This is a genomic window from Sphingomonas kyeonggiensis (assembly GCF_030812785.1).
Taxonomy (GTDB): domain Bacteria; phylum Pseudomonadota; class Alphaproteobacteria; order Sphingomonadales; family Sphingomonadaceae; genus Sphingomonas; species Sphingomonas kyeonggiensis_B.
The window spans coordinates 1,373,155-1,386,814 of sequence record NZ_JAUSTJ010000001.1 but is presented as its reverse complement, the minus strand read 5'-3'; the positions used below and the strand labels follow the sequence as shown (position 1 = coordinate 1,386,814).

Genomic DNA, 13,660 nt, shown 5'->3' with positions numbered 1-13,660 from the left:
GAAACGCGCAATTATGGTCTTGCGTTTGAACCGAAACGGTCCGATAGGATGTTTCCGGGCGACGTGTAAAAGTCGTTCTTATTCGGGTCGAAAGGATAAAAATGGAAACGCAAGCTGAGATTGATGAAACGCTGGTCACGCTGACGGCGGATATTGTTGCAGCACATGTCAGCAACAACAGCGTTGCGGTCTCCGACCTTCCGACTCTGATCCAGAACGTGCATGGCGCGCTTTCGGGTCTTGGCCGCACCGTCGCCGAGCCCGAAGTCAAGCAGGAGCCGGCCGTCTCCATTCGCGCCTCGGTGAAGCCCGACTACATCGTGTGCCTCGAGGACGGCAAGAAGCTCAAGATGCTGAAGCGCCACCTGATGACGCACTATCAGATGACCCCCGAGCAGTACCGCGCCAAGTGGAACCTGCCGGCCGACTATCCCATGGTCGCCCCGAATTATGCCGAGCAGCGCCGCAGCCTGGCGAAGAAGATCGGCCTGGGCACCAAGCGCCGCAAGCGCTGAGCTGCAACGGACTGAAATACAGAAGGCCGGCCCGGGGATCGCTCCGGGCCGGCCTTTTCGTTTCGCGTTCACGCCTTTTCGCGGCCACAGTCTTCCAACTTGGCCCGGCCCACGCTACATCGCGGCCATGGCTCGCAAGATCGATCTCGAAGCGCTCTGTCACGAAAAGGGGCTGCGCATCACCGAACAGCGCAAGGTGATTGCGCGCGTCCTCTCCGATGCCGAGGACCATCCGGACGTCGAGAAGGTCTATGAGCGCGCCTCGGCAATCGATCCGGGTATCTCGATCGCCACCGTCTATCGCACCGTGCGCCTGTTCGAAGAGGCCGGCATCCTCGACCGTCACGATTTCGGCGACGGCCGCGCCCGCTACGAGCCTTCGCCCGAAGCGCATCACGACCATCTGATCAACGTCGAGACCGGCGAAGTGATCGAGTTCGTCGATCCGGAGCTCGAGCAGCTCCAGAAGCAGATCGCCGAGCGGCTTGGCTTCCGCCTGGTCGATCACCGCATGGAGCTCTACGGCGTCGCGCTCGACCGCAAGAACTGAGGTGGCGCCTGCGGGCGAAACCCGGGCCGAACGCGCCGCCCGCCTCCGCGAGGAGGCTATCCAGGGCCATGACACCCCGCTGAGCCTGCGCGGCCAGTTCCGGCTGTGGCGCCGCGTCGCGCTGCTCGTGCTGGCGCTGCTGGTGCTGGTGCCGCTCCATTACCTCTTCCGGCTGGTCCGCCTGCCCTCGCCCTGGCCGCGCTATTTCCTGTCGACCGCGGCGCGGATCTGCGGCGCGCGGGTCAACCGCATCGGCACGCATCTCAAGCGCGACGTCTTCTACATCTCCAACCATCTCAGCTGGATCGACATTCTCGCGCTCGGCGGCGCGAGCGGCACCGCCTTCATCGCCAAGGCGGAAATCCAGAGCTCGCCGGTGGTCGGCTGGCTCGCCGGGCTCAACCGCACCGTCTATGTGAAGCGCGAGAACCGGCTGGGCGTCGCCGAGCAGATCAACGAGCTGCGCGACGCGCTGGCCGAGACCTGGGCGATCACCGTCTTCCCCGAAGGCACCACCACCGACGGCAAGTCGCTGCTGCCGTTCAAGACGCCGATGCTCCGCGTGCTCGAGCCGCCGCCGCCCGGCGTGATGGTCCAGCCGGTGATGCTCTATTACGGCGCAGCGGCCGACGACATCTGCTGGATCGGCCAGGAGACCGGCCTCAACAACGCGAAGCGTATCCTCAGCCGCAAGGGCAGCTTCCGCCTCGACGTCCATTTCCTCGAGCCCTTCCACCCGCGCGACTTCCCGGGCCGCAAGGTGATCGCCGCGGAGAGCCGCCGGCGGATCGAGGAGGCGCTGGTCAAGACGCTCGGCCATCCCCTGCGCACCTTCCGCTTCGCCGAGGACCCGATCGGCTACAAGCCGAAGCCGGGGGCTACTTCCTAACCATTCTCCCGCCCCAAATCGTCATCCCGGCGAAAGCCGGGATCTCAGGCGAAGGCGCGGAACAGGAGCCGCCCGAGACCCCGACTTTCGTCGGGGTGACGGCTGGTGTACAGGCGCCGCGATGAACGCCCCAAAGAATCCCAGGACCTTCCACGTCAAGTCGTTCGGCTGCCAGATGAACGTCTATGACGGCGAGCGCATGGCCGAGCTGATGGCCGCACAGGGCATGACCGCCGCCGCCGAGGGCGAGGCCGCCGATCTCGTCGTGCTCAACACCTGCCACATCCGCGAAAAGGCGACCGAGAAGGTCTATTCGGACATCGGCCGCCTGCGGAAGGGCGCGCGCGAGCTCGGCCGCGCCGAGCCGATGATCGCGGTCGCCGGCTGCGTGGCGCAGGCCGAAGGCGAGGAGATCGTCCGCCGCGCCAAGGTCGATGTCGTGGTCGGCCCCCAAGCCTATCACAACCTCCCCGACCTGATCGCCAAGGCCGCCAGCGGCCAGGCGAGCCTCGACACCGACATGCCGGCGCTCAGCAAGTTCGGCACGCTCCCCAAGCGCCGCAAGGTCGGCCCCACCGCCTTCCTCACCGTTCAGGAAGGCTGCGACAAGTTCTGCACCTATTGCGTGGTGCCCTATACCCGCGGCGCCGAGATCAGCCGCCCCTTCGCCGAGCTCGTCGACGAGGCGAAGGCGCTGGTCGATGCCGGCGCGCGCGAGATCACTCTGCTCGGCCAGAACGTCAATGCCTGGGACGACGAGGCCGGCACCGGACTCCACGGCCTGATCCACGCGCTCGACCGGATCGAGGGGCTGCACCGCATCCGCTACACCACCAGCCATCCCAACGACATGCGCGAGGGCCTGATCCGCGCCCATGCCGAGGTGGAGAAGCTGATGCCCTTCCTGCATTTGCCCGTGCAGGCCGGCAGCGACCGCATCCTCAAGGCGATGAACCGGTCGCACACCCGCGATTCCTACCTGAAGATCCTCGACCGCGTCCGCGCCGCCCGCCCCGACATCGCGCTGTCGGGCGACTTCATCGTCGGCTTCCCCGGCGAGACCGACGCCGAGTTCGAGGAGACACTGAGCCTGGTCGACGCGGTCGGCTACGCCCAGTGCTTCAGCTTCAAGTACAGCCCCCGCCCCGGTACGCCCGCCGCCGAGATGAGCGACGTCTTCGTGCCCGCTTCGGTGATGGACGAGCGCCTCCAGCGCCTCCAGGCCGCGCTCAACCGCGACCAGCTCGCCTTCAACCAGGCTACCACCGGCAAGACCTGCCAGGTGCTGATCGAGCGCCAGGGCAAGCTGCCCGGCCAGATGCTCGGCAAGTCGCCCTGGCTCCAGTCGGTGTACCTCAATACCGATGCCAGGATCGGCGACATGGTCGAGGTCGAGATCGCCGAGGGCTTCGGCAATTCGCTCACCGGCACTCAGGTGGTGCGCGAAGCGGCCTGAGGTCGAGGCCGGCTGTTATTTCCCCTCCCCTAACCCCTCCCGCAAGCGGAAGGGGAACGAGTGAGGGTAGCGCTGGCAACAATCGCTCCCCTTCCGCTTGCGGGAGGGGTCGGGGGAGGGGCTGAGGAAAAAGCGCCACACTCGCTCCAACCGCCGCCATACCCGCTCATCCGAACGCGTTAACGATCCCCCGTAAACTACGGGTAAGCTTCGCAAATCTAGCCCCTCTCCCTCCAGCCCCCGCCCTCCGGCCGGGTGACACGAGAAAAGAGGGGACGACAGAATGCGTTTCTATCTCGCGACGCGGTTCCTTTTCCCGCGCCACTTCCATCTGCGCATCTTCGCCATCTGTTTCGCCGCGGTGCATTTACCGCTGATCGCCTTCATCGCCAGCCAGGCGCTGCTCGGGGAATGGCACTGGCAGGTGTTCGTGCCGCTGCTGCTCGCCACGCTCGCCGGCACGCTCTCGGCGATCGCTGCACTCGGCGCGCTGCTCGCCCCGATCCGCCAGGCCTCGGCGATGCTGCGCGCGGTGCAGGACGGCGAGCCGGTGGCGAGCGTCCCCGCCGGCGGCCGCGACCTTGCCGGCGAGCTGCTCGACAGCGTCGGCCTTGCCGCGATCGCCACCAACAGCCGGATCAGCCAGCTGCGCGACGCCGCCGAGCGCGACCTGCTCACCGGCCTGCGCAACCGCCGCGGCTTCCTCGATGCCGCTGCCCATCTGCGCACCGGCACCCGGGCGACGCTGGCGCTGGTCGACATCGACCATTTCAAGCGGATGAACGACATCTTCGGCCATGACGAAGGCGACCTGGTCCTCCAGGAATTCGCCCATCATCTCACCGAGACGATGCGCCGCTCAGACCTCGTCGCGCGCTGGGGCAGCGAGGAGTTCGCGATCCTGATCCCCGGCATGGGCCCGCGCGAGGCGCAGGCGCTGATGGAGCGGCTGCGCACCGCGCTCCACGCCGATCCGATCGGCCCCAATCCGGAGGAGCCGGTCACCTTCTCCTGCGGCCTCGCCTTCCTGCACGGCCCCGAACAGATCGCCGGGGCGATGCAGCGCGCCGACAAGGCACTCTATGCCGCGAAGCACGCCGGCCGCGACCGCATCGAGATCGACGAGGCCCGGATGCTCGACGCCTGAGCGCCTATAAGGCGCAGGGTTTGCCGATCTCGAGGTCGCCCTTGGTCTCGGCCAGCGTCTTGGCCCAACCGATCCTTGCCCGGCGCTCGTCCACCTTGTCGGGAACCGTAATGGGCAGGATCGCCAGGCGGCCCTGGATGCAACCCGCCTGGCTGCCAAAGACCTGCAGCCCACCCTGGCGGACCAGCACCCGGTCCGTGATAAGCGCGAAGTCCATCGCGTCGACGTCGCCCGCGTTCAACCGCTTGCCCATCGCCCCGATCACCCCGATCTGAAAGGCGTTGTCCGGGCTATGCTGGGCGATCAGCCAGGCGCCGTGCGTCACCTGCCGGCCGTCGCGGCTGTTACGAAACCAGCCATCGGCGGGGAGCAACAGCTTCAGCGCCGCGGTATTGGCCGCATCGATCTCGGCCATACGGGTCCCGATCTTTAGGCCGAGCGCGCGCTGCTGATCGGGGGCGAGCGCCGGATCGTCCGCGCGCCACATATGCTGGCGGGTGACCTCGTCGAGCGCGACCAGCCTGGCGACCTTCTGCGCCAGCGTCGGATGTTCGGGCTCGGGCTGCGCCTCGACCTCGGCGACCGCCGCTTCCCATTCGGCCGCGCGCTGCGCGACGACATCGTCCTGCATCGGCGCAAGAGCCAGCGCGAGCAGCGCCAGCACCCTCATGCCGCGCGCTCCGCAGCGGTGACCGGCTCGGCCCAGCAGCCCTCGAACTCGCCGAACACCGGCTCCGAGCCCTTCTGCCCAGCCTCCAGCCAGCGCACCTTGGCGCGGGTATAGTCGACCATCGCGTTCAACTGCGCCGCCTTTTCCTCCAGCCGGGCGAGCTGCATCCGCATCAGCTCCAGGCTGCGCTCGGGGGTCATCCCGCCGGCATAATATTCGGCGGAGAGCGTCGCGATCTCGCGCAGCGAAAAGCCCAGGCTCTGCGCCATCCGCACCATCCGCGCCGCTTCGAGATGCTCCTCGGTGAAGATCTGGTACGGGTTGGAGCCGCCCTTCACGCCCGTTGCCGGTGCCAGCAGCCCCTTGCGGATATAGAAGCGCACCGTGTCGGTGCTCATGCCGGCGCGCCTGGCGAATTCGGAGATCAGCACGCGATTCATCCCTTGACCATGGACTATGGTCCACACTTATATGGCTGGGCTCCACCTCGCAACCGGAGCCAGAAATGCAGAAAACCGCCCTCGTCACCGGCGCCTCGGCCGGGATCGGCGAAGCCACCGTCAAGCGCCTGATCCAGGACGGCTACCGGGTCTTCGCCGCCGCCCGCCGCCTCGACCGGATGGCGCCGCTCGCCCGCCTCGGCGCCGAGCTGATCGCCCTCGACCTGACCGACGATGCCTCGATCCTCGCCGCGGTCGAGACGATCCGCACTGCCGCCGGCCGGCTCGATCTGCTCGTCAACAATGCCGGCTATGGCAGCTATGGCGCAATCGAGGACGTGCCGATGGCGGAAGCCCGCCGCCAGATGGAAGTGAACGTCTTCGGCCTTGCCCGGCTCTGCCAGCTCGTCACCCCGCTGATGCGCGCCCAGAAATCGGGGACGATCGTCAACGTCACGTCGATCGGCGGCAAGTTCGGCGAGCCGTTCGGCGGCTGGTACCATGCCACCAAGTTCGCGGTGGAGGGCCTGTCGGACTGTCTGCGCATGGAACTCCGCCCCTTCGGCATCCGCGTCGTGGTGATCGAGCCCGGCGCGATCCGCACCGAATGGGCCGGCATCGCGCACCAGAGCCTGGTCGAGCGTTCGGGCGGGAGCAGCGCCTATGCCCCCTGGGCACGCAAATATGCCGCGCTGCTCGGCAATGCCGACGCGATGAGCTTCGCCTCGCCGCCCGAAGTCGTCGCCAACACCATCGCCAGGGCCGCTGCCGCGCGTCGCCCGCGCATCCGCTACGGCACCGGCGGCGGGGCGAAGGTCTTCCTCTTCCTCGCCCATTGGCTGCCCGATCGCTGGAAGGACGCACTGATGTGGCGGATGAGCCAGTCGGGCAAGATCGCCTGAGCGTTGCATGCGCGCCACGGCGGGGCCGGCTTGCGCTCCGCCGCGCCTTTTCCCCTGTCCAAGTTGGAAAACCTCTGTCACTCTCCCCATATCGCATGCGCAAGGGAACCGCCCGCATCGTCTTCGCTTTGACACGCAGCGCCGCTACGCGCGTTGCACCGTCAGCGATCGCGCGCACGCGTTCGCCTATCAAGAGATTCAACATTTTTCCGCGCGAAGGAGCCGCATGAGCCGCAAGCCTGTCCCAGCCCAGTCCGGTGAACGCTCCCGGGTAGAGGTGAACTTCGACAAGCCCCAGCTCCTGCCCCAGCTCTTCGGCGAGTTCGACAGCAACATCCTCGCCCTCGAAGAGCGGCTGGGCGTCTATATCCATGCCCGCGGCCAGCGCGTACAGATCGAAGGGTCGGCCGAGGCCGTCGCCCATGCCCGCGAGGTGCTGCAGGAGCTCCACGCTCGCGTCATCCGCGGCGAGGAAGTCGATACCGGGTTGATCGACGCGGTGATCGCGATGTCGAGCGAGCCGACGCTGACCGGCATCATCAAGGCGGACAATGGCAATGCCCCGCCCCAGATCATGATCCGCACGCGCAAGAAGACGATCGTGCCGCGCTCGGTCGCCCAGACCCAATATATGCGCGCGCTGGTCTCGCACGACATGATCTTCGCGCTCGGGCCGGCGGGCACCGGCAAGACCTATCTCGCCGTCGCCCAGGCCGTCGCCCAGCTGATCACCGGCAGCGTCCAGCGGCTGATCCTGTCGCGCCCGGCGGTCGAGGCCGGCGAGCGGCTCGGCTTCCTGCCCGGCGACATGAAGGAGAAGGTCGATCCCTATCTCCGCCCGATCTACGACGCGCTCTATGACTGCCTGCCCGCCGAGCAGGTCGAGCGGCGCATCGCCTCGGGCGAGATCGAGATCGCCCCGATCGCCTTCATGCGCGGCCGCACGCTCGCCGATGCCTTCGTCATCCTCGACGAGGCGCAGAACACCACGCCGGCGCAGATGAAGATGTTCCTCACCCGCTTCGGCCAGAACAGCCGGATGGTGATCTGCGGCGATCCCAACCAGGTCGACCTGCCCGGCGGCCCGCCCGCCTCGGGCCTCAACGACGCGACCCGGCGGCTCGAGGGCGTGGAAGGCATCGCCTTCTCGCGCTTCTCGACCGCGGACGTCGTCCGCCACCCGATCGTCGGCCGCATCGTCGAAGCCTATGAGGGCCCGAATGCTTGAAGGGCGAAAAACTCCCCTCCCTGAAAGGGAGGGGCTGGGGGTGGGTCGATGCACGCGCTACGGCGGCGGCATGGCCACCCATCTTCAGTATCGCCAGGACGCCACCCACCTCTCGCTCCCCTCCCTTGAAAGGGAGGGGAAGTAAGTGTTGGACGTCGCCGCCCTCGTCGAATCCCCCTGGCCGGACGCAGACTGGGAAGCTCTCGCCATCCGCGCTGCCGAGACCGCGCTCCGCCAAACGCCCTATCTCGAGTGGCTCGATCACCCCGCGACGATCGAAGTCGCGGTGCGCTTCACGTCCGACGAAGAGGTCCATGTCCTCAACCGGCAGTACCGCGAGAAGGACAAGCCGACCAACGTGCTGTCCTTCCCGATGATCCAGCCGGACCTGATGGAAGCGGTGACCGAGAACAGCGACGATGGCGAGGTGCTGCTCGGCGACATCGTGCTGGCCCACGGCGTCTGCGCGGCCGAGGCCGTCGAGCGCAAGGTCAGGATCGAAGATCATGCCACGCACCTGATTGTCCACGGCCTGCTGCATTTGCTAGGCTATGACCATATGGACGACGCCGAGGCCGAGGCGATGGAGGAGATGGAGCGCGCCGCGCTCGCCGAACTCGGCCTTCACGACCCCTATCTAATACGCGAGGATTGAACACCGAACATGCCCGAGGGCCCCAGTAGCACCAGCAACGGCGACAACCACGAAGGTGGCGGGATATGGCGCGGCATCCGCACCCTCCTGTTCGGTGATGACCAGGAAGAGACTTTGCGCGACCGCATCGAGGATGCGATCGACGAGCATGAGGACGAGGGCGGCAGGGGCCCGGCTGGCGATCTCGCGCCGATCGAGCGCCAGATGCTCAAGAACCTGCTCCATTTCGGCGAGCGCGATGCCGGCGATGTCGGCGTGCCCCGGGCGGACATCATCGCGGTCGACGAGGAGACCAGCTTCGCCGATCTGGTGAAGCTGTTCGAGGAGGCCGGACACAGCCGCCTGCCCGTCTATCGCGAAGAGCTCGATACCATCATCGGCATGGTCCACATCAAGGACGTGTTCAACATACTGGCGAGCGGCGCGCCGCACCCGGCGAACCTGACCGGCCTGATCCGCCAGCCGCTCTACGTGCCCCAGTCGATGGGCGCGCTCGACCTGCTCGCCCAGATGCGCGGGCGCCGGACGCACCTCGCCATCGTGCTCGACGAATATTCGGGCACCGAGGGGCTGATCACGATCGAGGACCTGATCGAGGAGATCGTCGGCGAGATCGAGGACGAGCATGACGAGGCGCCGACCGCGCTGCTCGTGCCGATCGACGGCGGCGGCTGGGATGCCGATGCCCGCGCCGACCTCGAGGACGTCGCCGAGACGGTCGACCCGCGCCTTGCCGAGGTGGACGGCGATGTCGATACGCTCGGCGGCCTCGCCTTCGTGCTCGCTGGCCATGTGCCCGAGGCCGGCGAATGCCTCGAGCATGACAGCGGCTGGAAGCTCGAGATCGTCGAGGCCGATCCCAAGCGCGTCACCCGGCTGCGCCTGCATCCGCCTGCGGAGAAGGCGCTGGCGGAGGAGTGATCCCTACAGGCTCCCCTCCCTGAAAGGGAGGGGTCGGGGGTGGGTCGATGCACGCGAGACCGCAGCGCCCCACCCAACGCTTCAGTATCGCCGCCCCACCCTAAACCGTCATCCCGGCCCCAAACCGTCATCCCGGCGAAAGCCGGGATCTCAGGCGGAAGCGCGGCGAAGGAGCCACACGAGATCACGGCTTCCGCCGGGATGACGGAAATGGTGACAACCACATGTCGTAAAAATCACCCGGTCGATCAGTGATCATCAACTAATCCATTTCTTCGATTGCATCCGGGGTGGCATCCCTTGAGCCGCAATCAGCAAGGAGCTTGGGAGATGGACGCAAAGACTGGATCGATCGACGGCGGCGGCTGTCCGATGCATGGCGCTGGCGGTGCACGCGCGCTGCTCGGCCGCACCAACAAGGATTGGTGGCCCGAGATGCTCGCCACCGAAATCCTCAACCCCAACGGCTCCTCCAACCCGATGGGCGCCGATTTCGACTATGCCGAAGCCTTCAGGCAGCTCGATTATCCCGCGCTCAAGGCCGACCTCACCGCGCTGATGACCGACAGCCAGCCCTGGTGGCCGGCCGATTACGGGCATTACGGCCCCTTCTTCATCCGCATGGCCTGGCACGCCGCCGGCACCTATCGCACCGCCGATGGCCGTGGCGGCGCCAATAGCGGCCAGCAGCGCTTCGCTCCGCTCGACAGCTGGCCCGACAACGGCAATCTCGACAAGGCGCGCCGCCTGCTGTGGCCGATCAAGCAGAAATACGGCAAGCATATCAGCTGGGCCGACCTGTTCATCCTCGCCGGCAATGTCGCGATCGAGAGCATGGGCGGGCCGGTGTTCGGCTTCGGCGGCGGCCGCCCCGACGTGTTCGAGCCCGAGCGCGACATCTATTGGGGCTCGGAGGACAAATGGGTCAACGAAGGCGTCCAGACCCGCATCGCCCCCGAGCATGGCTTCCATGAGATCGAAGGCCCGCTCGCCGCGATCCAGATGGGCCTGATCTACGTCAATCCCGAAGGCCCGCAGGGCAATCCGCATGACGATGCCGGCATGGCGCGCGACATGAAGGAGACCTTCGCGCGCATGGCGATGAACGACGAGGAGACCGTCGCGCTCACCGCCGGCGGCCACACTTTCGGCAAGGCGCATGGCAATGGCGACGCCTCGCTGCTCGGCGCGGCTCCTTCGGGCGCCGATCTCGTCGCGCAGGGCTTTGGCTGGGTCAGCGGCCATGAGAGCGGCGGCATCGGCGAGCACACCGTCACCAGCGGCATCGAGGGCGCCTGGACCAACACCCCGCGCGAGTGGAGCGAGAACTTCTTCCGCCTGCTGCTCGACTATGACTATGAGCTGGTGCAGTCGCCGGCGGGCGCCAACCAGTGGCAGCCGATCAACCAGAAGGAAGAGGACATGGCGCCCGACGCACATGTCCCGGGCCGCAAGGTCCCGACGATGATGACCACCGCCGACATGGCGCTCAAGCGCGATCCGGCCTACCGGGCGATCTCGGAGAAGTTCCGCAACGATCACGAAGCGTTCAAGGACGCCTTCGCCCGTGCCTGGTTCAAGCTGACCCACCGCGACATGGGGCCCAAGGTCCGCTACCTCGGACCGGAAGTCCCCGCCGAAGACCTGATCTGGCAGGATCCGATCCCGGCGGGCACCATGCCCTCCGACGCTGACGTCGCCGCCGTGAAGGCGAAGATCGCCGGCAGCGGCCTCACCGTCAGCCAGCTGGTCAAGACCGCCTGGGCCTCGGCCAGCACCTTCCGCAAGTCGGACTTCCGCGGCGGCGCCAATGGCGCGCGCGTCGCGCTGGCCCCGCAGAAGGACTGGGAAGTCAACGAGCCCGAGACCCTCGCCAAGGTGATCGATACGCTCAACGGGCTTCGCGGCTCGCTGTCGCTGGCCGATGCCATCGTGCTCGGCGGCGTGGTCGGGCTCGAAAAGGCGATCAAGGATGCCGGCTTCGGCGTCGCGGTGCCGTTCACCGGCGGGCGCGGCGATGCGACGGCGGCGCAGACCGACGCCGAGAGCTTCGAGGTGATGGAGCCCGAGGCGGACGCCTTCCGCAACTATGTCGGCAAGAAGAAGCTGGCGGTGAAGGTCGAGGAGATGATGCTCGACCGCGCCTCGCTGCTCGGCCTCTCGGTGCCCGAGATGACCGTGCTGATCGGCGGTCTGCGCGTGCTCGGCGCCAATCACGGCGAGCGCGGCCATGGCCATTTCACCAGGCGTCCGGGCCAGCTGACCAACGACTTCTTCGTCAACCTCTACGACATGACCAATGTCTGGGCGGCTGCCGGGGAAGGCGATGACGAATATGTCGCCACCGACCGCACGGCAGGTCACGAGACCTGGCGTGCGACCCGCGCGGACCTGATCTTCGGCTCGAACTCGGAACTGCGCGCAGTCGGCGAGATCTATGCCGAGAACGGCAACGAGGAGAAGTTCGTGAAGGACTTCGTCGCCGCCTGGACCAAGGTGATGAATGCCGATCGCTTCGACCTGAAGTGACCCGGTAAAATCCTCCCCGGAACGGGGAGGGGGACCATTGCGAAGCAATGGTGGAGGGGGCCCGCTCTCCTCGAATGACACGCTGGTGGAGGGCGGGCCCCCTCCACCACGCCCTTACTGGCGCGGTCCCCCTCCCCGTTCCGGGGAGGAATTAGGGAATTGGCTTCCCCCCTCCTCGCCCCTATCCTTCCGCAATGCTCAAGCGGATCCTCATCGTCCTTGCCATCCTCGCGGTGGTGCTCATCGGCCTGTTCATCTGGGCGACCCAGCCCGACAAGGCCAAGCTCTCCGAAGCCGCGGTGACCGGCGTGGTCCCGCAGCTGAGCGAGGCGCGCTACCAGGACATCCCGACGGTCCGCATCGCCAAGCCGGTCGGCTGGGCGAACGGCGCCAAACCGACCGCGCCCGCGGGCATCTCGGTCGCCCCCTTCGCCGACAAGCTCGATCACCCGCGCTGGCTCTATCGCCTGCCGAACGGCGACGTGCTGGTCGCCGAGACCAACTCGCCCCCGCGCGAGAGCGGCGGGTTCACCGGCTGGATCATGGGCATCCTGCTCAACCGCGCCGGCGCCGGCGTGCCCTCGGCCAACCGCATCACCCTGCTGCGCGACACCAATGGCGACGGCGTCGCCGACCAGCGCTCGGCCTTCCTCGAAGGGCTGAACTCGCCGAGCGGCATGGCGCTGGTCGGCGACTGGCTCTACGTCGCCAACACCGACGCGCTGGTCCGCTTCCCCTACAAGACCGGCGACACCAGGATCGCTGTCAAGGTCGAGAAGATCATCGACCTGGCCGGCGGCGGCAATCACTGGGCCCGCAACATCCTCGCCTCGCCCGACGGCAAGCGCATCTATGTCGCGGTCGGCTCCTCGTCGAACATCGCCGAGAACGGGCTCGACAAGGAAGGCGACATCTACACCGCCGACTCGCCCTTCGCCGTGGCCAAGCAGCTCGACGCCGCCAAGCGTACCCGCGCCGCGATCCTCGAGGTGGTGCCCGAGACCAAGTCCTCGCGCGTCTATGCCTGGGGCCTGCGCAACCCGAACGGCATGGCCTTCGAGCCGCATACCGGCAATCTGTGGACCGTGGTCAATGAGCGCGACATGCTCGGCTCGGACATGCCGCCCGACTATCTCACCCAGGTCGATTTCGGCGCCTTCTATGGCTGGCCGTGGAACTACTGGGGCGGCTATATCGACAAGCGCGTGACGCCCGAGCGGCCGGACCTGCGCGAATATACCAAGCGCCCGGACTTCGCGCTCGGCGCCCATACCGCCCCGCTGGGCCTCGCCTTCGCCGCCGATGCCAAGCTCGGCGGCCAGTTCACCAATGGCGCCTTCGTCGCGCTGCACGGCTCGTGGAACCGCGAGCCGCCCTCGGGCTACAAGCTCGTCTTCGTGCCCTTCGGCGACAATGGCTATCCGCTCAAGACCGCCAAGCCGGTCGACCTGCTCACCGGCTTCCTCGCCAAGGACGGCAAGACGGTGCAGGGCCGCCCGGTCGGCGTGATCACCGACGCCGGCGGCGCGCTGCTGGTGGCGGACGATGTCGGCAATGTGATCTGGCGGGTGAGCAGCACCGCAGGCGCGCCGATCGCCGGGGCGCCCGCCGCCAAGTAAATCCGGCAGGCGCAGCGCGCGGCTTGCAATGTAGGATTTTGCCTGCTTGCCTCACGCGGTCGGGCCTGGCGCCCGCCGCTCTGTGAAGCCGTCAAGAAACGGGATCGCGCAGTTGCGCGCTGCGCTGCCGTGCAGGCTC

Annotated in this window: 13 protein-coding genes; 11 read left to right on the top strand and 2 right to left on the bottom strand. The window is 67.2% G+C overall.

Features of this window, described 5'->3' with window-relative positions:
* The first annotated feature begins 101 nt into the window (after window positions 1-101).
* From J2W22_RS06910 to J2W22_RS06890, 5 genes are all read left to right on the top strand, one after another.
* Complete coding sequence (locus tag J2W22_RS06910) at window positions 102-515, top strand: MucR family transcriptional regulator (RefSeq protein WP_307117513.1); 414 nt, start codon at window positions 102-104, stop codon at window positions 513-515.
* Window positions 516-642: 127 nt separating this feature from the next.
* Complete coding sequence (locus J2W22_RS06905) at window positions 643-1,065, top strand: Fur family transcriptional regulator (RefSeq protein WP_307117512.1); 423 nt, start codon at window positions 643-645, stop codon at window positions 1,063-1,065.
* 1 nt (window position 1,066) lies between these two features.
* A complete protein-coding gene (locus J2W22_RS06900) occupies window positions 1,067-1,954 on the top strand; it encodes a lysophospholipid acyltransferase family protein (RefSeq protein ID WP_373422944.1) in 888 nt (295 codons plus the stop codon).
* A 121-nt stretch (window positions 1,955-2,075) separates the two neighbouring features.
* Window positions 2,076-3,410 (top strand): tRNA (N6-isopentenyl adenosine(37)-C2)-methylthiotransferase MiaB, encoded by a 1,335-nt coding sequence (gene miaB, locus J2W22_RS06895; RefSeq protein WP_307117511.1) that lies wholly within the window; start codon window positions 2,076-2,078, stop codon window positions 3,408-3,410.
* 283 nt (window positions 3,411-3,693) lie between these two features.
* Window positions 3,694-4,557, top strand: coding sequence for a GGDEF domain-containing protein (locus J2W22_RS06890; RefSeq protein WP_307117510.1), 864 nt, complete (start codon window positions 3,694-3,696; stop codon window positions 4,555-4,557).
* Window positions 4,558-4,561: 4 nt separating this feature from the next.
* Here the strand turns inward: J2W22_RS06890 and J2W22_RS06885 are convergent, their stop codons facing one another.
* Both J2W22_RS06885 and J2W22_RS06880 read right to left on the bottom strand, forming a co-directional pair.
* Window positions 4,562-5,227 (bottom strand): DUF6624 domain-containing protein, encoded by a 666-nt coding sequence (locus J2W22_RS06885; protein WP_307117509.1) that lies wholly within the window; start codon window positions 5,225-5,227, stop codon window positions 4,562-4,564.
* On the bottom strand, window positions 5,224-5,658 hold the full coding sequence (locus J2W22_RS06880) for a MerR family transcriptional regulator (RefSeq protein WP_307117508.1): 435 nt from the start codon (window positions 5,656-5,658) through the stop codon (window positions 5,224-5,226). Before J2W22_RS06880 ends, J2W22_RS06885 begins: the two co-directional genes overlap by 4 nt.
* A gap of 74 nt (window positions 5,659-5,732) precedes the next feature.
* Between J2W22_RS06880 and J2W22_RS06875 the strand changes: the two genes are divergently transcribed.
* The 6 genes from J2W22_RS06875 (at window position 5,733) to J2W22_RS06850 (ending at window position 13,521) form a co-directional block, all read left to right on the top strand.
* A complete protein-coding gene (locus J2W22_RS06875; protein ID WP_307117507.1) occupies window positions 5,733-6,569 on the top strand; it encodes an oxidoreductase in 837 nt (278 codons plus the stop codon).
* A gap of 226 nt (window positions 6,570-6,795) precedes the next feature.
* Window positions 6,796-7,797: a PhoH family protein gene (locus tag J2W22_RS06870; RefSeq protein WP_307117506.1), complete on the top strand. Its 1,002-nt coding sequence runs from the start codon at window positions 6,796-6,798 to the stop codon at window positions 7,795-7,797.
* A 145-nt stretch (window positions 7,798-7,942) separates the two neighbouring features.
* Window positions 7,943-8,452, top strand: a complete 510-nt coding sequence (gene ybeY, locus J2W22_RS06865) for an rRNA maturation RNase YbeY (RefSeq protein ID WP_307117505.1) — start codon at window positions 7,943-7,945, stop codon at window positions 8,450-8,452.
* Window positions 8,453-8,461: 9 nt separating this feature from the next.
* A complete protein-coding gene (locus J2W22_RS06860) occupies window positions 8,462-9,373 on the top strand; it encodes a hemolysin family protein (protein WP_307117504.1) in 912 nt (303 codons plus the stop codon).
* A 330-nt stretch (window positions 9,374-9,703) separates the two neighbouring features.
* Window positions 9,704-11,902: a catalase/peroxidase HPI gene (gene katG / locus J2W22_RS06855; RefSeq protein WP_307117503.1), complete on the top strand. Its 2,199-nt coding sequence runs from the start codon at window positions 9,704-9,706 to the stop codon at window positions 11,900-11,902.
* A gap of 194 nt (window positions 11,903-12,096) precedes the next feature.
* Complete coding sequence (locus J2W22_RS06850; protein WP_307117502.1) at window positions 12,097-13,521, top strand: PQQ-dependent sugar dehydrogenase; 1,425 nt, start codon at window positions 12,097-12,099, stop codon at window positions 13,519-13,521.
* Window positions 13,522-13,660: the final 139 nt, after the last annotated feature.